At 69.8% G+C, this 21,451-nt stretch carries 14 protein-coding genes; 5 read left to right on the top strand and 9 right to left on the bottom strand.

What is annotated here, in order from left to right; all coding sequences use genetic code 11:
* Positions 1–28: 28 nt before the first annotated feature.
* Positions 29–304 carry a hypothetical protein gene (locus tag WME97_RS24455; protein ID WP_437555147.1) on the top strand — a complete coding sequence of 92 codons (276 nt, stop codon included), beginning with the start codon at positions 29–31 and terminating at the stop codon, positions 302–304.
* A gap of 40 nt (positions 305–344) precedes the next feature.
* On the opposite strand, the gene pruA is transcribed toward WME97_RS24455, so the two are convergent.
* The gene (pruA, locus tag WME97_RS24450) at positions 345–1,985 is read right to left on the bottom strand and encodes an L-glutamate gamma-semialdehyde dehydrogenase (protein ID WP_437555145.1); all 1,641 of its coding nucleotides are present in this window, start codon (positions 1,983–1,985) and stop codon (positions 345–347) included.
* A gap of 188 nt (positions 1,986–2,173) precedes the next feature.
* Between pruA and WME97_RS24445 the strand changes: the two genes are divergently transcribed.
* Positions 2,174–3,178, top strand: a complete 1,005-nt coding sequence (locus WME97_RS24445; RefSeq protein WP_437555143.1) for a DUF2804 domain-containing protein — start codon at positions 2,174–2,176, stop codon at positions 3,176–3,178.
* A 33-nt stretch (positions 3,179–3,211) separates the two neighbouring features.
* Here WME97_RS24445 and ligA read toward each other — a convergent pair whose 3' ends face one another.
* Together ligA and WME97_RS24435 are read right to left on the bottom strand one after the other, a co-directional pair.
* Entirely contained in the window at positions 3,212–5,242 is a 2,031-nt protein-coding gene (ligA, locus tag WME97_RS24440; RefSeq protein ID WP_437555141.1) for an NAD-dependent DNA ligase LigA, read from the bottom strand.
* A 13-nt stretch (positions 5,243–5,255) separates the two neighbouring features.
* Positions 5,256–5,741, bottom strand: coding sequence for an NUDIX hydrolase (locus WME97_RS24435; protein WP_437555139.1), 486 nt, complete (start codon positions 5,739–5,741; stop codon positions 5,256–5,258).
* Between the two features lie 949 nt (positions 5,742–6,690).
* Here WME97_RS24435 and WME97_RS24430 point away from each other — a divergent pair.
* Positions 6,691–7,509, top strand: coding sequence for a carbon-nitrogen hydrolase family protein (locus WME97_RS24430; protein WP_437555138.1), 819 nt, complete (start codon positions 6,691–6,693; stop codon positions 7,507–7,509).
* A gap of 85 nt (positions 7,510–7,594) precedes the next feature.
* Here WME97_RS24430 and WME97_RS24425 read toward each other — a convergent pair whose 3' ends face one another.
* From WME97_RS24425 to WME97_RS24415, 3 genes are all read right to left on the bottom strand, one after another.
* Complete coding sequence (locus WME97_RS24425; RefSeq protein WP_437555137.1) at positions 7,595–8,116, bottom strand: helix-turn-helix domain-containing protein; 522 nt, start codon at positions 8,114–8,116, stop codon at positions 7,595–7,597.
* Positions 8,117–8,563: 447 nt separating this feature from the next.
* Positions 8,564–10,501 carry a DNA gyrase/topoisomerase IV subunit B gene (locus WME97_RS24420; protein WP_437555136.1) on the bottom strand — a complete coding sequence of 646 codons (1,938 nt, stop codon included), beginning with the start codon at positions 10,499–10,501 and terminating at the stop codon, positions 8,564–8,566.
* Positions 10,502–10,503: 2 nt separating this feature from the next.
* Positions 10,504–12,906: a DNA gyrase/topoisomerase IV subunit A gene (locus tag WME97_RS24415; RefSeq protein ID WP_437555135.1), complete on the bottom strand. Its 2,403-nt coding sequence runs from the start codon at positions 12,904–12,906 to the stop codon at positions 10,504–10,506.
* Between the two features lie 309 nt (positions 12,907–13,215).
* On the opposite strand from WME97_RS24415, the gene bamA reads away from it, so the two are divergent.
* Both bamA and WME97_RS24405 read left to right on the top strand, forming a co-directional pair.
* Positions 13,216–15,864 carry an outer membrane protein assembly factor BamA gene (gene bamA, locus WME97_RS24410; RefSeq protein ID WP_437555134.1) on the top strand — a complete coding sequence of 883 codons (2,649 nt, stop codon included), beginning with the start codon at positions 13,216–13,218 and terminating at the stop codon, positions 15,862–15,864.
* 211 nt (positions 15,865–16,075) lie between these two features.
* A complete protein-coding gene (locus tag WME97_RS24405) occupies positions 16,076–16,861 on the top strand; it encodes a rhomboid family intramembrane serine protease (protein ID WP_437555133.1) in 786 nt (261 codons plus the stop codon).
* Between the two features lie 48 nt (positions 16,862–16,909).
* Here WME97_RS24405 and WME97_RS24400 read toward each other — a convergent pair whose 3' ends face one another.
* The 3 genes from WME97_RS24400 to dnaG all read right to left on the bottom strand — a co-directional run bounded on the left by WME97_RS24400 (position 16,910) and on the right by dnaG (position 21,332).
* Entirely contained in the window at positions 16,910–17,257 is a 348-nt protein-coding gene (locus tag WME97_RS24400; RefSeq protein WP_437555132.1) for a hypothetical protein, read from the bottom strand.
* Positions 17,258–17,344: 87 nt separating this feature from the next.
* On the bottom strand, positions 17,345–19,264 hold the full coding sequence (gene rpoD / locus WME97_RS24395) for an RNA polymerase sigma factor RpoD (RefSeq protein WP_437301468.1): 1,920 nt from the start codon (positions 19,262–19,264) through the stop codon (positions 17,345–17,347).
* Between the two features lie 118 nt (positions 19,265–19,382).
* Positions 19,383–21,332 (bottom strand): DNA primase, encoded by a 1,950-nt coding sequence (gene dnaG, locus WME97_RS24390; RefSeq protein ID WP_437555131.1) that lies wholly within the window; start codon positions 21,330–21,332, stop codon positions 19,383–19,385.
* Between the last annotated feature and the right edge of the window lie 119 nt (positions 21,333–21,451).

Genomic DNA, 21,451 nt, shown 5'->3' with positions numbered 1-21,451 from the left:
TGCTCCGATGGCCGCTGGAACTTTCGCCATGCCCCGTCCCGCGCTCGTCCTGGCCCTGCTGCTCTTCGCTCCCACCCCTGGATGCTCGTCGGACATCGACGCGTGCGAGGTGGTCTGCACCAAGAACGCCGAGTGCCAGACCGACAGCCCTGGAAAGGACACGTGCGTCGCGCTGTGCCTCGAGCTGTCCGACCGCGCGTCCTATGCCACGGCCATCGAGCGCACGGCCGAGTGTTACGAGGAAGAGGACCGGTCCTGCGCGGATCTCGCGGGTGGCGTCTGCGACTACTCGCCGGAGGATTGAGCGACGAGGCCCGCCGCCTCTCCGGCGCGGGGCGCGCTTCCTACTCGGCCGCCATGAACGGATAGGCGACCGCGCGCGGCGGGGCGAACGTCTCCTTCACGACCCGCGGGGAGACCCAGCGGAGCAGGTTGAACAGGCTGCCCGCCTTGTCGTTCGTGCCGGAGGCGCGCGCGCCGCCGAACGGCTGCTGCCCGACGACGGCGCCGGTCGGCTTGTCGTTGATGTAGAAATTGCCCGCGGCGAAGCGGAGCGCGTCGCTCGCCGCCTCGATGAACGCCCGATCCCGCGCGAACACGGCGCCGGTCAGGCCGTACGGCGACGTCTCGTCGCAGAGCGCGAGCGCCCTGTGCTCCTCGCCGTCGGGGTAGACCCAGACCGTGAGCACCGGCCCGAACAGCTCCTCCGCCATCAGCGGGTGGCGCGGATCCGTGGTCTCGATCAGCGTCGGCTCGACGAACCAGCCGTCGCTCCCGTCGTGCGCGCGCGCGCCGCCGCCGCACACGATCGAGCACGCCGCGTCCGACTTCGCCGCGGCGATCCGCCCCGTGAGCCGGGCGTGCGCGCGCTCGTCGATCACCGCGCCCATGAAGTTGCGGAAGTCGGCGACGTCCCCCACGCGGATCGCCCGGATGTGGCCCACGAGCCGGTCCTTGAGGGCCGGCCAGAGCGAGCGGGGGATGTACGCGCGCGACGCGGCCGAGCACTTCTGCCCCTGGAACTCGTAGGCGCCCCGGACGAGCGCCACGGCGAGCGCGTCGACGTCGGCGCTCGCGTGCGCGAAGACGAAGTCCTTCCCGCCGGTCTCGCCCACGATCCTCGGGTAGCTGCGGTAGCGCCCGATGTTCTCCCCGATGCGGCGCCAGATCGACTGGAAGACCGCGGTCGAGCCGGTGAAGTGGATGCCGGCGAAGTCCGGATGATCGAGGCACGCGTTCGAGACGAGCTCGGGCGGGCCCATGACGAGGTTGATGACGCCGCGCGGGAGGCCCGCCTCGATCAACAGCTCCATCACGAAGTGCGCCGAGTACAGCGCGTTCGCGGACGGCTTCCAGACCACCGTGTTGCCCATCAGCGCCGGGGCCGCGCACAGGTTGCCCGCGATCGCGGTGAAGTTGAACGGCGTCGCCGCGAACACGAAGCCCTCCAGCGGGCGAGGCTCCGCGAGGTTCCAGATGCCGGGCGCGCTCGCCGGCTGCTCCGCGGCGATCCGGTGCGCGAAGTGGACGTTGTAGCGGAAGAAGTCGATGAGCTCGCACGCCGAGTCGATCTCCGCCTGGTACGCCGTCTTGCTCTGCCCGAGCATCGTCGCCGCGTTCAGCGCGGGGCGGTACCGGGTCGCGAGCAGCTCGGCCGCCTTGAGGAACACGGCGGCGCGCTCGGTCCACGGCGTCCTCGACCAGGCCGGGTGCGCCCGCCGGGCGGCCTCGATCGCGCGCGCGACGTGCTCGGCGCCACCTTGATGGGCGCGGGCGAGGAGGAGGTCGCGCCGGTGCGGCGCGCGGACCTCGTCGAGCGCGCCGGTCCGGAGCGCCTCCCCGTCGATGACCATCGGGATCTCGATCGTCTCCCGCGCCCGGCGGTCGAGCTCCGCCTTGAGGGCCGCGCGCTCCGGGCTGCCAGGCGCGTACGTGAGGACGGGCTCGTTCAAGGGGCTCGGGGGCGTGGCGATGGCGTCGATCATCACGCGAGTCTAGCGGCGGAGCCGAGGGCGCGCAGGCTCCGGCGCCGCTGCTCTCCGCCGCAGCGTGAGCCAGATGGCCGCGGAGGAGAGCGCTCGGCGCAATCACGCGATTCGTACGATTCTAACGATGTCAGGTTTCCGGCGTCGCTCGCCTTGGGCGGCGACCACGTCGCCGCTACTCTCGTCCGATGCGCGAGCTCATCACGCCGCCCGATACGATCCTCGACCCGAGCACGGGAGCGGCGCGCGTCGGGTCCTACCGGGGCGATCTGCCGCGCGTCGACCCGGCGCTCCTCGCGCCGCGCAGGCTCGATCGGCTGCTCAAGCACAAGCGATGGGTCTACGTGGCGATCGCGTCCGACGAGGTCTTCGTCGCTGTCTCGGTCGTGCACCTCGGCTACCTGTCGATCGCGTTCAGCGTCGTCTTCGACAAGGCAGGCCGTCGATTGCTCGTGGACCGCGCGACGTTCGGGCCGCCCTTCGCGGTGAGCGTGGGCGACGCGAGCGGCGAAGACCGCTCCGCGCGGGCGTGGCTCCCCCGCGCGCGCGTCCGGATCGAGCGGCCGCGCACGGACGCGACGACCGCGGTGACCGCCGCGCTCCGTGGCGTCGAGCTCGAGGCGCGGCTCGACAGCCGCGCGGCCCCGCCGGCGCTCTCGGCGATCGCGCAGGCCTCGGACGGCTTCCTGATCACCACCGAGAAGCGCCTGCTCCTCGGCGTCGAAGGCGAGGCGTCGGTGCTCGGTCGCCGCATCTCCCTCGACGGAGCGATCGCCAGCTACGACTACACGAGCGGCCTCCTGCGGCGCCGCACGACCTGGCGCTGGGCCCTCGCGCTGGGGCGCGCGCAGAGCGGCGAGCGCGTCGGCCTGAACCTCGGCGAAGGCTTCGTCGGCGACGCCGAGTGCGCGATCTGGATCGACGGCGAGCTCATCCCGCTCGCCGAAGGCCGGTTCACCTTCGACGCGGCCCGTCCGCTCGACCCATGGCGCGTCCGGACCGCGGACGGCGCCGTGGATCTACGCTTCGTCCCCGGCGCGGCGCACTCGAACCACACGAACCTCGGCTTGCTCGCGTCGGAGTTCATGCAGCCGATCGGCCTCTACTCCGGCACGATCCGCCTCCCGGACGGGCGGCTCCTCGAGCTGCGGGACGTCCTCGGCGTCACGGAGGACCAGGACATCACCTGGTAGGGGTCGACGGGTCGAGGCCGCGGCTCGCCTCGGTCAGCCGCCGCGGCGCTCGGCGATGAGCTTGTCCAGATCGTCCTCGGTGATGAGCTTCGTTCCGTACTTGCGCGCCTTCACCGCCTTGCTCGACGTGGAGGCCACGTCGGCGATGACGAGGTAGTTGAGCTCCTTCGTGACGCTGTTCAGCACCCGGCCGCCGTTCGACTCGACGAGGTGGGTGAGCTCGCCGCGGGGACGCGCGCCCGCGCCGGTGAAGCAGAACGTCAGACCGGCGAGCGGGCCTTCGGCCTCGGGCGCGACCGGGACGATGCCGGCAGCGAGCAGCCGCCCGATCTCGTCGCTGCGGGCGCGCAGCCCTCGAACGATGCTCGCGGCCTTGATCGCGCCGAGGCCCGGGATGCCAGCGAGCTCGTCCTCGCCGGCGGCGAGCAGCTTCTCGATCGTCGTGTACCCCGCCGACACGAGCAGCCGCGCGGTCTGGATCGCGAACCCCTCGATGCCGAGCGCCGCGAGGAACACCGGCAGCGCGAGCGGGAGGCGGCTCTTCAGCTGCTCCAGGCACTTCGTCGCGCTCTTCTCGCCGCGCCGATCGAGGTCGGCGATGCTCTTGATCGTGAGCTTGTAGAGGTCGAGCGGCTCTCGCACGAGGCTTGCGGCCACCACCTGCTCGATCAGCTTGTCGCCCCACTCCAGCGCGCCGATGGCGTCGATCCAGTTGTGGATGCGCCCCTCGATGAGCGCGCGGCACGCGGCGTTCCGGCAGAGGAGGTACTCTCCCTCGACGACGAGCGGCGCGCTGCAGACCGGACAGACCGATGGAGGGACGGCGGCGGGGCCGCGCTTCTCGACGACCTCCTCGACGTACGGGATCACGTCGTTGCGGCGCGAGACCAGCACCTCGTCGCCCACGCCGATGCCGAGGCTCCGCACGTTGGCCGAGTTGTGCAGGGAAGCGCGCCGGACGTTGGCGCCGGCGAGCTCGACCGGCTCGACGATCGCCACCGGGGTGACGCGGCCGCTCGGCCCGGTGTCCCACTGGATCGCCACGACCGTCGTCACCTTGGCGGGCGACGCGAACTTGAAGGCGACCGCGCCGCGCGGCCGGCGGTTGACGTCGCCGAGCAGGCCCTGGAGGTGGAGCGAGTCCACGTAGACGACGAGCCCGTCGATCTCGTAGTCGAGGCTCGCGCGGAGCTCGCTCGAGTAGCGCCGGTAGAGCTTCACGACGTCCTCGACGCTGCCGTGCGCGGTCTGCGGCGTCGCGAAGCCGAGCTCGCGCAGCCAGGCGAAGCGCGCCCGGCACGTCGGGATCTCGAGGTGCTCGGCGACGTCGTAGAAGAGCACGGTGCAGTGCTCTGCCCCCTGGCCGTCGAACCGCTTGGCCGCGCCTGCGGCCATGTTGCGCGGGCTGGTGACGCCGGGGAAGTGGCGCTTCATGTCCGAGAGGCGAAGGATGATCTCTCCGCGCACGGACAGCCGGCCCTTCTCCCGGATCCGCGAGGGGATCCCCTTCATCCGCGCGACGTTCGCGGTGATCCGCTCGCCCCACTCGCCGTCGCCGCGCGTGATGGCGTCGACGAGCTTGCCGCCCTTGTAGATGACCTCGATGGAGATGCCGTCGAGCTTCTCCGCCACGAAGAGGTCACCCGCGACGCTCGAGGTGGAGCCCGGTGCCGGCGGCGCGGCGCCCGTGCCGCCGTCGCCGTGCCCGTCCTTCACGAGGATCTCGTCGCACCGGGCGACCCAGCCCAGGAGCTCGTCCTCGGAGACGACCTTGTTGAGCGAGCCCATCGGGATCTCGTGCCGCGCCTTCTCCCACTCGGTGATCAGGGAGGCCGAGCCGACCCGGGCGAGCACCGGATGCGCCGGATCGAGGGCGCGGAGCTCGTCCTCGAGGGCATCGAACGCCGCGTCCGAGATCTCGGGGTGCCCTGCGTAGTAGCTCGCCCTGTATTTCTCGATGCGCTCGGCGAGCTCCTCGATCCTCGCCTTGTGCTTCGGATCCGTCGCGAGCCCGCCCTGCAGCGGGTTGCGCGCTTCGGCGTCGTCGTGGTGTGCCTGCGTCATCGCTTGCCTCGGCTCACTCGAGCTCCGTGTCGCCGGCGCGCCGGGCGGCGGCGAAGAGATCCCCCATGCCCATCGCGAGCTCGGACGGGAGCTCGTCTTCCCGGAACAGCCTGACCTCGCGGATCTCGAGCGGATTTTGCGGAGGGCGCGTCGGCGCGGCGATCCGGGCGGTGACGACGACCGTCACGGCGTGGAAGCGGATGTCGCGATCAGGCCGCGAGTACACGCCCACGACCCGCCCGAGCTCGACCTCGGTGACGCCGGCCTCCTCGGCGAGCTCCCGCACGATGCTGTCGCGGAGCGTCTCTCCCCATTCCAGGGTGCCTCCCGGGAGCGCCCATGTTCCGGTGTCGCTGCGGCGAATGAGCAGCCACCGGCCGTCGGCGGTCTGAGCGGCGGCGGCGATCCCGACGACAGGTCGCCGGAGCAGCGCGCGGGCGACCTCCTTGGCGAGGGCGAGCACGGAGCGCGGCAACAGTGACAGGGGAGCGATTTCCATGAGAATTTTTGTGGCGTGCGGGCAAAGCATAGGAGCGATCGGGCGCCGCCGGGAGAGGGTTCCGTGCGGCCTCGGCGGATCCTGCGGACATCCATGAGCCGTGCGGCTCAGGCTCGGTCGCGGGAGAGAGGCAGGCTACGCTCGTCCTCATCATGGCGATCGTGCGGAGGGCGATGCGCGCTCCTGTCGGGTTGTACGGCTGGGCTGTCCTCAGCGGCGTGATGGCCTGGGGCGCGGCGCTTGCGCTTGCGTCGCTCCCAAGCTGCACCGACGAGCGGCTCGCGTCGCCTCGCCCTCAGGCAGGCGTCTCCGCCAGCGCGGGCGCCTCGGGGGGGGCGCTGCCCGATGCAGGCGCCGACGAGGGGCCGGCGAACCTTTGCGAGTGCCTCGCGGCCTATGGCGGCGAAGCCGGGCGCTGCGGCGATTGCTTCAACGAGCATGCGTCCCGCGGTGGGCGCTGCGAGGCGGAGCTCGCGGCGTGCGACGGGGAGCCTGAGTGCAGGCCGATCAGCCTGTGCCTCAAGGGGTGCGGCCACAACAAAGCCTGCCAGACGGCGTGCGTGTTCCCGGACGATGCGGGCGCTGCTCACCGGATCTTCCAGCGGGTGCTCGCCTGTGTATGCGCCGCGTGCAGCGCCAGGTGCACCTACTCCGGCGCGCCGCTCGAGTGCGCCGCGCCCACCGAGGTGGACGGAAGCGGTGGAGCCGCGGGCGCCAGCGGGGCAGGTGGCGCTGGTGCCGGTGGGGCAGGTGGCGCTGGTGCCGGTGGGGCAGGTGGCGCTGCCGGGGCAGGTGGCGCTGGTGCCAGTGGCGCTGTGGGCGCCGGCGGGGCAGGTGGCGCTGGTGCCAGTGGCGCTGCGGGAGCGTCCGGAGATCGAGGAATCTGACGAGCCCTGCGCTCCCGTCGGCGCGTGGTCCACGCCGGGTCCCCGTGCGGTAGGCTTGCCGCATGGAGAAACCGGTGATCTGGGCGGCCCTTCAGCTCTCCAGCCAGGAGAACGTGGGCGAGAACCTGGCGCGGGTCGAGGTGCTCGTCGTGGAGGCGGCGCGCCGTGGGGCGACGACGGTCGTGCTGCCCGAGAACTTCGCGTACATGGGTAACGAGGAGGGGAAGCGCAACATCGCGGAGGACCTCGACGCTGGCGGCGGTCCGATCGCGCGTCGTCTCGCCGACGCGGCGCGCTCCGCCCGGGTGACGATCGTGGCCGGCGGCTTCGTTGAACGCGCGCACGATCCGGCGCGGCCGTACAACACCTGCGCGGTCTTCGGGGCCGACGGCCGGCTCACCGCGCGCTACCGGAAGATTCACCTCTTCGACGTCGAGATCGCCGACGGAACGAAGTACCGCGAGTCGGCGTCGACGACCGCCGGGGAGCGCCCCGTCGTCACCGAGATCGACGGCGTGAAGCTCGGACTCTCGATCTGCTACGACGTCCGGTTTCCGGAGCTCTACCGTGCGCTGTCGTCCGCGGGTGCAGAGGTCATCGTCGTCCCTGCGGCGTTCACCCTGCTCACCGGCAAGGACCACTGGCTGGTCCTGCTCCGCGCCCGGGCCATCGAGGCCCAGGCGTACGTCGTGGCCGCGGCGCAGTGGGGCAAGCATCCTGGCGGGCGGGCGACGTTCGGGAAATCGTGCGTCATCGATCCGTGGGGTGAGGTGATCGCGCAGGCCTCGGAAGGGGAGGGGATCGCGATGGCGATGCTCGACCCCTCCTACCTCGATCGGGTCAGGGCGAACCTACCGTCGCTCACGCACCGGAGGCTCTGATCGTCGTGTCATGGGGGTAAGCACTTTGTCCTCGCACCGGAGGCGGCGGTGCCGGCGCTTCATATGGCCGATCTCTGCCGTCAGCTCACTCGGCAGAGGCGTCGCTCGGCTCCGTCTCTCCGGCCGGGGGCGGCGTGCTGCCGCGCTTGGACAGGAGGGCTCGGAGCTCCGCAGGCCTGCGGAAGCCGATGCGGCGGGCGACCTCTCCCTCGGTTAGCCCCTCATGAAGGAGCGTTCGCGCGCGCTCCGCACGCACCTCATCGTAATAGACGTGGGGCGATGACCCGAAGGCGGCGCGGAAGAGCCGCGCGAAATGAAACTCGGACAGATCGAGGTCCAGCGCGACCTCGTAAGAACGGATCCTCTGGCCTGCTTCCGCGGCGCTGCGGATGCGGTCGCGGCCGAGCAGGATCCGCTCCGAGGTACTGCGCGGGAGCGGGGCTGCCGAGCGCGGTGGTGGCGTGGATCGGGAGGCGCCGGTCGCTGCAGAGCGCTCGCGCGGCGGCTGCGCGCTGTGGCTCGGCGCAGCGACGCCAGGCGTGGGGAGCGACGCCGGCCGTGCGGCAGGCGCGCCGCTCGGAACCGACAGGGAACATGCGGCCGGCATGCTGTGGGACGAGGAGGGTGCGATCGGAGTCGAGATAGGAAGCGCAGTCGTCACGAGTACCTCTCCAGCGGTGAAAGGGCGGTGTCTCGCGGTCATCGCGGCCACCGGCGCGACGTATTGCAACCAGCAGGCCGCAAGCTGATGCAGCGCTCTCGGCTCACGCGGTTCGGCGTTCAGCAGCACAAAATCCCGCGATTGCCCGGCCACCTGCTCGCGACGTCCGACGGGGTGTGGCCTGCCGTTCACGTGGCACAGGCGCCAGAGATCACCCGCGGTTGGCACATTGTGTCTTCGCGACGTGCACGCCATGGCGGTCGCCTGCATCGCGACATCCTCGCGGCGAGCTCATGGGGGTCAGGGAGGATGAATGCGGGAGCGCGGCGCCGCATCCAACGAGGTCCGCGCGAGGCGCGAAGTCGCCGCGACCTCTCGAACGAGGGATCGATGTCAGACGTCGATCTCGGCGTTCGGCGCGCGCTCCATGATGAAGCGGAAGCGCGCCTGGGCGTCCTTGCCCATCAGCTCGTTGAGGATGCGATCGGTCTCGATCTCTCCCTCGATCACGATGCGCAGCGCGCGCCGGCGTCGGATGTCGAGCGTGGTCGCCTTGAGGTCCTCCGCGGGCATCTCGCCGAGCCCCTTGAACCGCGAGATATCCGCCTTGGCCGTCTTGGGGAGCTTCGCGAGGACCCGGTCGCGCTCCGCGTCGTCGAGCGCCCAGTGCGTCTCCTTGCCGACGTCGATCCTGTAGAGGGGCGGCTGCGCGAGGAACACGTGCCCGCCGCGGAGCAGGCCGGGCAGGTGCCGGTAGAAGAACGTCAGCAGCAGCGTCGCGATGTGCTGGCCGTCGCTGTCGGCGTCCATGAGCAGAAAAATCCTTCCGTAGCGCAACTTGGAGGCATCGAAGTCCTTTCCAAAGCCGCAGCCCAGCGCGCTCACGATGTCCTGGAGCTCCTTGTTGCCGAGCACCTTCGAGGTCGAGGCCTGCTCCGCGTTGAGCACCTTGCCGCGGAGCGGGAGGATCGCCTGGGTCCGGCGGTCCCGGCCCTGCTTGGCCGAGCCACCTGCGCTGTCGCCCTCGACGATGAAGAGCTCGCTCTCGCTCGGATCGGTCGAGGCGCAATCGGCGAGCTTCCCCGGCAGGTTGAGCCGGTGCGACACCGGCGTCTTGCGCAGGACCTGCTGGGTCGCCTCACGCCGCGCCTCCCTGGCGCGCGCCGCCAGGATCGCGCGGGCCACGATCGACTCGCCGGCCGTGCCGTTGTGGAGCATCCACTGCTCGAGCGCCGGCCGGACCAGGCCCTCGACCGCCGGCCCTGCCTCCGCGTTGTTGAGTCGATCCTTCGTCTGCCCCTGGAACTGCGGGTCCTGGATGTAGATGGACAGGACACCCACGATCCCTTCGCGGATGTCGTCGGCCGTCAGCGTCACCCCTTTCGGCTGGACCTTCTTCGCGTCCATGAACGCGCGGACCGCCTTCACGATCGCGGCGCTGAAGCCGGACTCGTGCGCGCCGCCCGCGTGCGTGGGGATGCCGTTGACGTACGACTTCACGTACTCGTCGGTCGACTCGGTCCACTGGAGCGCGGCCTCCAGGCGGATCTCGCCCTCCCGCGCGACGTAGAAGATGGTCGGATGCGTGACCGCCTTGCCGCGCTGGGCGACCAGCTTCGGCAAGAAGTCCGCGATGCCGTTCGGGTGGAGGAGCTCGATCGACTCTCCGGACGAGAGATCGCGGAACGCGATCTCGAGCCCTCCGTGGAGGTACGCCTTGGCCTCGAGGCGCTCGCGGATGGTCTCGGAATCGAAGCGCCGGCCCTGCCCGAAGATCTCCGGATCGGGCCGGAAATGGATGCTCGTGCCGTGCTTGCGGGTGGGCGCGCCCTTCTTGAGCTTGCTGGTCGGCGCGCCGCGCGAGAACGTCTGCTGGTGCTCGAACCCGTCGCGCAGCACCCGGACCTCCACGAGCTCGGAGAGCGCGTTGACGACGCTCGATCCGACGCCGTGGAGCCCGCCTGAGACCTTGTAGTTGTCGCTCGCGAACTTCCCGCCTGCGTGCAGCGTGCAGAAGATGAGCTCGAGCGCGGGGCGCTTGTACCTGGGATGGACGTCCACCGGGATCCCGCGCCCGTCGTCGATCACGGTGGCGCCCTGGAGATCGGCGTCGAGCGTCACCTCGATCCGCTTCGCGTGCCCGTTGATGGCCTCGTCGACGGCGTTGTCGACGATCTCCCAGAGCAGGTGGTGGTAGCCCCTGGCGTCGGTGCCGCCGATGTACATGGCGGGGCGCTTGCGGACGGGCTCGAGCCCCTCGAGCACCTCGATGTCAGCGGCCGTGTAACGTGCGCCGGAAGCGGCGCGGACCGGGGGATTCGTGGCGGCCATGTTCAGCTCACCTCCAGCGTCGGTACGACGACGGCCGGCGGCACCACGCGGGCGAAGCGGTCGCGTCGTGCGACAGGCTCGCCCTGGGTGCCGCGCTGGCCGGCGATTTTGCTCGCGGCGATCTCGAGCGTCTTGCCCTTCTCCGTCTCGACCGTGATCGCGTCGCTCGGCCTGAGGGCGAGCGCGGCGCCGATCAGGCGCTCACCTTCGGCGACCCGCATGACGACGGAGCCCTTGCCCGGGCCGGAGAGCAGGGCGAGCTCCTCCACGGCCACGCTGAGCGCCCAGGCGTCGCTCGAGGCGCAGAGCACCCGGTCGGCGCCGTCCACCGCGTGGACGAAGAGCACCTCGTCGCCCTCGTTCAGCTTGGCGAAGCGGCGCCCGGAGCGCGTCGATGGATCGCGGTGCGGCCGCAGCGAGAACCTGAAGCCGAGGCCTCCTCGGGTGATCGCCAGCGCGAAGGGCGGCTCCGGCTCGGCGGAGTCCGGGGTCTGCGCCGGGACGTCGAGCGCCCTCGGATCGAAGGACATCAGCGCGATCAGCCGCTCGCCGTCGGCCAGCTTGAACAGCTTCTGCACGGGATCGCCGTAGCCGGTCGACTGCGGCACGTCGTGGATGCGGCACACGTAGCACGCGCCGAGGTTCGAGAAGAACGCGACCGTCGACCGCGTCGAGCCGGCGACGGCCGCGAGGACGCTGTCTCCCTCGCGGATGCGCGTCGAGGCGAGATCCTTCACCTCGCGGACCCGCTTCACCCAGCCCTGCGCCGAGAGGATCACGTTCGCGTCCTCGGCCACGATGAAGTCCTCCGCCTGGTACTCGGGCTCGTCGATCGAGCCGACCACCTTCGTGCGGCGCTTCTCGCCGTAGGATCCCTTGATCTCGACGAGCTCGTCGCGGACGATCCCCCAGCGCTTCGCGTCGCTCCGGAGCAGCCCTTCGATCCGCTTGGCCTCCGCGCGCTTCTCGCCGAGATCCTTCTGCACGAGCAGGATCTCGAGCCGCGCCAGCCTGTAGAGCTTGAGCTCGAGGATCGCGTCCGTCTGCTCCTCGTTGAGGGTGAAGCGCTTCATCAGCTTCTCGGCAGCGTCGGCCTTGCCCTCGCTCTTGCGGATGATCCGGATCACCTCGTCGAGCGCGTCGAAGATCTTCTCGAACCCCTCGAGGATCGTGATCCGCCGCCTCAGCTCGCCGAGCTCGAACTCGAGCCGCCGCGTCACCGTCGCGTAGCGGAAGTCGAGGAACTTCGTCAGGATCTCGTGCAGGCCGAGCCGCCGCGGCGCGGCGATCTCCGCGTTGTCGGTGGGCACGAGGCAGGTGAGGTTCACCTGCACGTTGATCGCGAGCGGCGTCTGTTTGTAGAGGTACGCCATCACGAGCTGCGCGTCGGCGCCGCGCTTGAGCTCCATCACGATGCGCACCTCGCCGGTCGACTCGTCGCGTACGTCCACGAGCGTCGGCAGCTTCTTGGAGAGGATCACCTCGGCGATCTTCTCGACGATCGCCTTCCGCTCGACGCCGTACGGGATCGAGGTGATCACGATCTGCGGAGCGGCGCCGCGCTTGCCGTCGCCCTCTTCCAGCTGCCACTCGCCGCGGAGCTTCAGCGAGCCCTGGCCTGCCGTGTAGACGGCCTCGAGCTCCTTCTTCGTCGCGTGCAGCTGACCTCCGGTCGGGAAATCCGGCCCCTTCACGTACGAGAGCAGCCGGTGCGTGGTGAGCTCGCGGCTCTCGATCAGCGCGACGCACGCGTCGATCACCTCGCCCAGGTTGTGCGGCGGGATGCTCGTCGCCATCCCGACCGCGATCCCCTGCGAGCCATTCACGAGGAGGTTGGGGAAGCGCGACGGAAGGACGATCGGCTCGAAGCGGGTCCCGTCGTAGTTGGGACGAAAGTCCACGGTGCGCTGGCCGAGCTCGCTGAGCAGCTCCAGCGCCAGGGGCCGGAGCTTCGCCTCGGTGTAACGCATCGCGGCGGGCGCATCGCCGTCCACGGAGCCGAAGTTCCCGTGGCCGGCGATGAGCGGCGCCCGCATCACGAAGTCCTGCGCGAGCCGGACCATCGCGTCGTAGATCGCGACGTCGCCGTGCGGGTGGTACTTGCCCATCACGTCACCGACGACCGCGGCGCTCTTCCGGTACTTCGCGTCCGGCCCGAGGTGCAGGTCGTGCAGCATCGCGTAGAGGATGCGGCGCTGCACCGGCTTCAACCCGTCGCGGACGTCGGGCAGCGCGCGCGACGTGATGACGCTGAGCGCATAGTTCAGGTACCGGCGCTGCGCCTCGTCGGCGAGCGAGGTGTCGGGCGCCGGGGGCGGCGGCGGCTCGCTGTCACCGGGCCGGCCGCCACGGCGGCCCTTGCGGGACGCGTCACCGTCGGACGGAAGGGAGGGGGTTCGAGACACGCGATGCTCCAGGGAGTGCGCGGGCACCGGACGAACAGGTGCTCCGATGTTCAGGTGAACGCTGGCGAGCCTCGGCAATTACCCAGGGGCTCGCGCTCGGTCAAGGCTGCCTCGCGGGAATTTCTCGCAGCGCGTGCTCGCCTGCGCTCGTGCGGACCCTGGCATAGCGTCAGATGGCCGCGAGATCGACCCGAACGCGGGCAGCGCAGCGCGACCTGACGGCGACGCCTTGATTTCGGCGTCCGCCCTTGAGACTCACGGCGCGCTGGGCTACGGGGTGGCGCCTTGTACGCGACAGGCACCCGACCCATGCTTCGCCTTCTCGGCCGCTGGCTGCGGCTCGTCTGGCTCGGCCTCTTCCTGGTGTTCGTTGCAGTAGCGGCGATACGGCCCCGGCTCGCGGCAGCTCAGGTGCCCGGAGGTGCTCCGGGCGCGCAGCCCCCCCGGGGCGGCGCCGCGCCGCCTCCCGCCCCGGCCAGCGCTGCGCAGCCGCCCGCGCCGGCCGACGCGACCGCAGGAGCCCAGCCTGGCGCCGGTACACCTGCGCAGGTCGCCGCCGACGCCGTCGAGCCGACGATCCATCTGGCGCCCACGGAGGCCGAGCTCGCTCGGGGGCAGCCGGTCGTTCAGGTCGCCATCGCCGGCAACCGGCGGGTCTCGACCGAGGACGTGCTCGTCTACCTCGGGCAGACGCGGGTCGGCAGGCCGTTCACCCCCGAGGGGCTGGCGCGCGACGTGCGCGAGCTCTGGGACTCCGGCCTGTTCGACGACGTCGAGGTCGACCTCACGCGCCGCGACGATGGCGTGAGCCTGAGGGTGCTGGTCCGCGAGCGCCCGAGCATCAAGGCCATCGAGTTCTCCGGCAACAAGGAGATCGACGGCGAGGACCTCACCGAGGCGCTCTCGGTCGAGATCAAGACCGGCACGATCCTGAGCTACGCGGCGATCCGGCGTGGCGTGCAGAAGCTCCGCGACAAGTACGCCGAGGAGGGCTTCTTCCTCGCCGAGGTCAGCTACGAGGTCAAGCCGGAGCGGGAGAACCAGGTCACCGTCAAGTTCACGATCAAGGAGCACTCGCCGGTCACCGTCCGGCGCATCACGTTCATCGGCAACCAGAACATCTCGGACGAGGAGCTCCGGGAGGTCATGATCACGGGGCAGGGGGGCTTCTTCGCCTTCGGCACCGGCGGTCCGTTCCGCCAGGACGCGTTCGAGCGCGACGTCCTCGTGATCAACGCGCTCTACTACGATCGTGGCTTCCTCGCGGCGCAGGTCGCGACGCCCAGGGTGATGCTCACGCCCGACCGTACGGGCATCGAGGTCACGATCACGATCAACGAGGGGCCGCGCTTCCGCATCCGCTCGCTCCGCGTCTACGAGCGCGACGCCGACGGCCGCGAGATCGAGCCGCTCGGCGGGCGCCGCGCGCTGCGCGAGATGGTGCGGGCCAAGCCGGGCGACTGGTTCAACCGCGCCGAGCTCGCGAAGGATCTCGGCGCGATCCAGACGCTCTACCGGGACGCCGGGTACGCCAACGTCGAGGCGTCGCCTGACACCCAGCTCGACCCGGACAGGCGCGAGGTCGACATCACCGTCGGCATCCGCAGAAACCAGCTCGTCTACTTCGGGCGCATCGAGATCCGCGGCAACACGAAGACGCGGGACAAGGTGATCCGCCGCGAGATGGAGGTGGAGGAGCGGCGGCTGTTCAGCGAGACGAAGCTGGAGCGATCGAAGCAGCGGATCACGGCGCTCGGCTACTTCGAGCGGGTCGACATCTCCACCGAGCAGGGCGACGACCCTCAGCACATCAACGTCAACGTCGACATCGGCGAGAAGCCGACGGGCACCTTCCAGATCGGCGCGGGCTTCTCGAGCGTCGAGAACTTCATCGCGACGGCGCAGGTCCAGCAGGCGAACCTGCTCGGGAGCGGCCAGTCGCTGTCGCTCCAGGCGCAGATCTCCGGATCGCGGCGCCTCATCGACGTCCGCTTCTTCGAGCCGTACCTGTTCGACAGCCCGTTCTCCGCGGCGGTGAGCGTCTACAACCAGCTGCGGACCTACACGGAGTTCTCGCAGACCTCCACCGGCGGCTCGCTCACGCTCGGCTACCCGCTCATCGAGCCGGAGCTGCGCGCGCAGCTGACCTACACGCTGGAGAACGACGAGATCTCGTCGGCCACGAACACCGGCCTCGGCACGGCAGAGGAGCGCGCCTCGTTCCAGCGGCTCCCGCTCTACAACCTCTTCAACGCCGGGCTCACGTCGAGCATCCGCCCTGCGCTCACCTTCGACACGCGCAACAACCAGCTCTTCCCGACCTCGGGCATTTACCTGCAGGGCTCGGTGGAGCTCGCCCACAGCGCGTTCGGCAGCGAGAACGAGTTCCTGCGGTACCGCGCCACGGGGAGGTTCTACTACCCGATCACGGACAGCCTGGTCCTCAAGCTGAACACCGAGGCCGGCATGGTGACGAGCCCCAACCCGCAGGGCGTGCCGATCTTCGCCCGCTTCTTCCTGGGCGGGATCCTCGACGTGCGCGGCTTCGAGATCCGGGACATCGGCCCGCGCCTCCCGCTCCGCGAGTCGCTCGATCCGAACTCGCTGCCCATCGCGAACGGCGCGAACATCGGCGGCAACCTGATGTACTACCAGAACCTCGAGCTGGAGTTCCCGATCCTCGAGGCCGTGCAGATCAAGGGCGTCGTCTTCACGGATCTGGGCAACGCCTGGAACCTCGAGAAGCTCTACTGCAACGCCGCCCCCGCATCGCCGCACGACGTCACGAACCCGTGCTTCTCGGCCGAGCGCCTCCTCGACGTCCGCACCTCGTGGGGATTCGGGCTCCGGTGGTTCTCCCCGCTCGGACCGCTGCGCTTCGAGTGGGGCTTCCCGTTCAAGCGGCTGCCCTACGAAGAGACGTACAAGTTCGAGTTCAACATCGGCAACTTCTTCTGAGCCGCTAGCCAGCGGACGCAGCAGGGACGTGCGCGCTCCCGGGGGGCTGCCGGGGTGACTGTGCGCGGCCGGGCGGGCCCTGCCCCGGAGCGTCCTGGATGGCGCGCAGCGGGCGTCGCGGCCGCTGGATGGGGGGCGGCGCCGGGCGGATCGCCGTGGAGTCCGGGGGCAGCGGTTGCTCGTCGGGGGCGCCGCTGTTAGGTGGAGATCCATGCGCCCGGAGCACAGCTCGATGGGGTTCCCCAAGCCAGGCAAGGCCCTGCTGGGGATGATGATAGCGATCGGCTGTATCTGGGTGATGTTCACCCTGGGCCTGAACTGGGGGGGCGCCGGCGAAGACGTGCTCCGTCCGTTCCTCGGGATCAGCGAGAAGGTGCTCCACGGTCAGGTGTGGCGGCTGCTTACGGCGCCGCTCGTCCACAGCCCGAGCAATCCCTGGCACTTCATCTGGACGCTGCTCGGCCTGTACTTCTTCGGCACCTCGCTCGAGGAGCGCTGGGGCGCCGGTCGCATGGTTGCGTTCCTCTTCGGCTCCGCGGCCTTCGCGTTCGCGCTTCAGGTGGCCGTCGGCGCCATCTTGCCGCAGGTGGAGCAGCCCGTGTTCTACGGCGGGTTCGGGATGGTCGGGGCGGTCTCCGTTGCGTGGGCGCTCGCGCACCGTCACGCCACGGTCCGCCTCTTCTTCGTCATCCCGGTGACGGGCACGATGCTGCTCGTCTTCATCTTCGCGATATCGGTGTTCTACGTGATCTCCAAGACTGCGCCGCCCCCGGAGGGGCAGATCACGCCGTTCGGCGCAATGCTCGCGGGCTACCTCTTCGGTGACTTCTCTCCGCTGCGTCGCTTCTATCTACGGATGCGCTTCCGCCAGCTGCAGGCGCAATCCGCGGCGCTCCGTCGCGTCCCCGCGGCGCGCGGCCGCTCCGGTGGCGTCCCGCTCCGGGTCATCCCCGGCGGCCAGAAAGACCCGCCGAAGGACAAGCGCTTCCTGAACTGACATCGCTGCGGCGCGCCCGTCATGCCCCTCAGGCGCGGGCGCACGCGTTCACGGCGCGGCGCACCGACGGAGCTCCTCGAGCGTCTTCGCGCGCGTCAGGCAGCCGAGCTCGCCGGGGTCCACCTTGCTCCCGGCGAGCTCCCGCTTGCAGTCGGATGTCCACTCCGACGAGAGCCTCTCGCCCTCGCTGTCGATCACCACGGAGGCTTTCCCCGGGCCCCCTTTCGCGGTGGACCCCACCCGCTTTGCCTCCGCTGCCCACGCGGCGCGCATGCCCTCGCCGATCGTGCGGCAGTCTTCTTCGGACATCGTCTTGGTGCAGCCGCCGAGGACCGCGCTCGCGAGCACGAGGAGGGCCACGGCGGCGCGCTGCTCGCCGAGCGAACGGCTGCCCACGCGAGCGCGTGCTTGGCCGGCGAGAGGCCAGCAGCGCGGCCTGCGCGGGAGAGCTGCCTTCATTGGGCGAGCAGGCCAGCCCACGGACTAGCTGTCGATGAAGCTCTTGAGCTGCTTCGAGCGGCTGGGGTGCCGGAGCTTGCGGAGCGCCTTCGCCTCGATCTGCCGGATGCGCTCGCGCGTGACCTCGAAGTCCTGACCGACCTCTTCGAGCGTATGGTCGCTCTTCTCGCCGATGCCGAAGCGCATCCGGAGCACCTTCTCCTCGCGCGGCGTCAGCGTCTTCAGGACCTTACGGGTCTGCTCCGCGAGGTTCATGTTGATCACGGCCTCCGCGGGCGAGATCACGCTCTTGTCCTCGATGAAGTCGCCAAGGTGCGAGTCCTCTTCCTCGCCGATGGGGGTCTCGAGCGAGATCGGCTCCTTCGCGATCTTCAGGACCTTGCGCACCTTGTCGAGCGGGAGCTCCATCTTCTCGGCGATCTCCTCGGGGGTCGGCTCGCGGCCGTACTCCTGCACGAGGTAGCGCGAGGTGCGGATCAGCTTGTTGATCGTCTCGATCATGTGGACCGGGATGCGGATCGTCCGCGCCTGGTCCGCGATCGCGCGGGTGATCGCCTGCCGGATCCACCACGTCGCGTACGTCGAGAACTTGTAGCCGCGCTTGTACTCGAACTTGTCGACGGCCTTCATGAGGCCGATGTTCCCTTCCTGGATGAGGTCCAGGAACTGGAGGCCGCGGTTCGTGTACTTCTTCGCGATGGAGACCACGAGGCGGAGGTTCGCCTCGACCAGCTCCGCCTTGGCGCGCTCCGCCATCCGCTCGCCCTCGCGGATGTTCTCGTAGGTATCGCGGATCGCGGCGACGTCGATGTTGAGCTCTTCCTCGACCTTCTTCAGGCCCTTCTGGGCGTTCTTGATGGTCGATTCGAAGTCGTTGAGCTCCTCGCGGTTGACGTTGAGCTTCTTGGCGAGCCGCCCCTCGAGGGCGCGGTTGCCCTTCACCTTGATGAGCTCGCGCTTGAGCTCGCCCTTCGAGAGCCCTGTGCGCCGCTCCAGCTCCGTCGCGCCCGCCTCGGCCTTCTCGACCTTCGAGATGAGGCTCTTCAGCTTCTGGACGATCTTGTCGATCGTCCGCTTGTTGAGGCGCATCTCCTCGAGCGTCGTCACGAGCTCGGCTGTCGCCTGCGTCACCTCGACGTCGATCTGCTTGCGGCGGACCTCCGTCTTCACCTCTTTGCGCTCCTCCAGGAGCTCCGCCTTCTTCTTGTCGACGCGCTTCACCTTGTCGATGAGGCGGATGATGCGCCGGTCGGCCTCCTCCTCGTCGAACTCCTGGTCGTCGTTCTCGGCGTCCTTGATGAGCTCCTTCACCCGGATCTTGTGCTTCCGGAGCTTCTCGCCGAGATCGATGATCTCGCGGACGGCGATGGGGGAGTCGAGGATGGCGGCGTTGACCTTCTGCTCGCCGATCTCGATCCGCTTCGCGATCTCGACCTCGCCCTCGCGGGTGAGCAGCGAGACGCTGCCCATCTTCCGGAGATACATCCGGACGGGGTCGTTCGACTTCGAGTAGTAGTCGACGTCCTCTTCCTCGCGGTCGGGCGTGACGACGAGCTTCTTCTCGCCCGCCTCCTCGTCCGCGATGCGCTTCGGCGCGATCTTCACCTGGGTCGCGCCGTCGACGATCTCGATGTCCTCGTCGCCGAGGGCGCCCACCACGTCGTCGAGCTGATCGGGCGCGACGTCCGCGGGGAGCGCGTCGTTCACCTCGTCATAGGTGAGAAAGCCTTTGCTCTTGCCGGTTTCAACGAGCTTTTCGAGCGTCTTCCGGTCCTTCTCTGACCGCTCGGCCCGGATGCCCGCGTCTCCTTTGTTGCTAGGGCGCGCCCCCCCCTCGGCGTGCCCGCGTGTCGATGCGTGCCGCGCGCCGTTCAGCGCGCCGCCCCCCGCCGCCCTCGCGACCCCGCCTGCCCGACCGGAAGATTGCTTGGCCTTGCTCGCCATTACCTCATGCTCCACTTACGGCGATCAGCTCGCCGCGACCGACAAGACACCCAATGACTCCGATAAACTCTAGGGATCACGCACGTCGGGTCGCCACGGCGAGGCGACCCGGAACGCATCAAGGAAGACCGAGACCCCCCGCTCTTCGCTGGAATAGCTCACGCAGCAAAGCGTTTTCAGCATCAGCGTCGACGGCGCTCTTCTGGAGCTGGCTCACGACGGCTGCTTTTTGTCGCGCCAGGGCTTGTCTGCTCAACTTTTGTGAATTCTCCAAGAGCGTCGCCTTGGCCGTTGAGGCCGCTTCGAAGACAGGCGAGACCAGCCGTCCAGCCGCGAATGAATGGATCGGAGCCGGGACTTGCGCAAGAAATTCGCTGGCGGCAAGACCCATTTCAAAAGTGAAATTGTGACGCGCCGCAACAATCGCCAGGGCGACGTCGCCTTCGAGGCACTCCAGCGCCGTCTGGAGATCGTCGTCGGCCAGCAGCTCGGGAAAATCGAGGATCGCGCCCAGGATCTCCAGGCTTACTTCCTGGATTTGCGCGCGTGAGCGAGCGCGCTCCCACGTCTCGGTCGTCTGTCCGGAGGGGATCACCTCGCGGGTGGGCTGGCTCCGCGGGCGGGAGAGGGACTCCTCGACGACGCGCTCCAGCTGCCGGAGGTCGTCCGGTGAGCGGCCGCCGATCACGAGCTTCGAGGAGAGGCGATCGGCGTAGAGCTTCGCCATCATCCTGAGGTTCGGGTCGTCCTCTTCGGCGAGCAGCGTCGTCACGGCGCGCACGCGGGCGAGCTGCTCGGGCAGCGACGAGCCTCCGAAGCTGTCGCCGTCGAGCGCCTCGTCGATCAGGTGCTCGAGCAGGCCGCGCGCCGCCTTGACGATGCGCGCGATCGCCTCCGGGCCGTGCTTGCGCGCGAGGTCGTCCGGATCGACGCCCGAAGGCAGCACGGCGACGCGCGCGCTGAGCCCCGCCTCACGGCACGGGGCGCGCGCCGCGCGCGTGGCCTTCTTGCCGGCCGCGTCGCCGTCGAACAGCAGGATGACCGCGGGCGCGAAGCGCTTGATGAGCTTCGCCTGTCCGGGCGTGAAGGCGGTCCCGAGCGGAGCGATCGCCTGGCCGATGCCGCGCGCGTGGAGCGCGACGACGTCGAAGTTGCCTTCTACCAGGATCGCCTCGCCGCGCTGACGGATCGCCTGGCGCGCCTGGTGCAGCCCGAAGAGGTGCTCGCCCTTCGTGTAGATCGGCGACTCGGGGCTGTTGATGTACTTCGCCGGCGCGCCGTCGGCCTGCGGCGCAGGGCCGGTGAGGCCGAGCGACGAGAGCTCGGAAGGGCTGGGATCGGGCAACGCGCGTCCGCTGAACGCGATCACCCGGCCCATCACGTCGGTGACGGCGAACATGAGCCGGTGCCGGAAGCGGTCGTAGTGTCCGCTCCCCGACGAGCGCGGCACGAGGAGCCCGACGCGCTCCGCGAGTACCGGGGAGACGCCCTGCTGTCGCAGGTACGTGGAGAGCCCGTCCCAGCCGAACGGGGCGTAGCCGATCCGGAACGCCTGGAGCGCGTCGGCGATCGGATCGGTGGCTCCATCGCCGTCGCGGAGGGGGAGGCCGCGCCGCTCGAGCTCCTCGTGAGCGTGGCGCGCGAGCGGGTGAGGAGCGCCGCCCGGCCCCCCGCGGAGGCTGTGCTCGAAGAACGTCGCGGCGAGGTGGTTGACGGCGTAGAGGTCGTCCTTCGACCTGCGCGCCGCCTGGGCCTCGCGCCGCTCGGCCTCGGTCAGCGACTCCGCCACCTCGATGCCGGCGCGCTCGGCGAGCGCGCGGACCGCCTCGGCGAACGTCCGGCCTTCGAGCTTCATCACGAAGTCGATGGCGCTGCCGGTCTCCTTGCAGCCGAAGCAGTGGTAGAACCCGCGGTTCGGGCTCACGTGGAAGCTGGGCGTCTTCTCCTTGTGAAAGGGGCAGAGCCCGGTGAAGGAGTGCCCTCGGCGGGCGAGGCGCACGCTTTCGCCGATGAGCGCTACGAGATCCGTGCGCTCTTTCACGAGCGCGATCGTCTCCGGAGAGATCATGGGCTGCCTTGGGGGCTCCGTGCGTGCGGGGCCCGCAGATCATCACGGGTGGACTCAGACGGCGTGGCGGCGTCCGCGCCAGCGCCTCGGCGGTACGGGCGGCTCGCGAAGCGGGAGAC

Origin of the sequence: Sorangium sp. So ce367, assembly GCF_051520455.1 — a bacterium.
In the GTDB taxonomy this organism is placed as follows: domain Bacteria; phylum Myxococcota_A; class Polyangia; order Polyangiales; family Polyangiaceae; genus Sorangium; species Sorangium cellulosum_B.
This window is presented reverse-complemented; position numbering and strand designations above follow the sequence as displayed.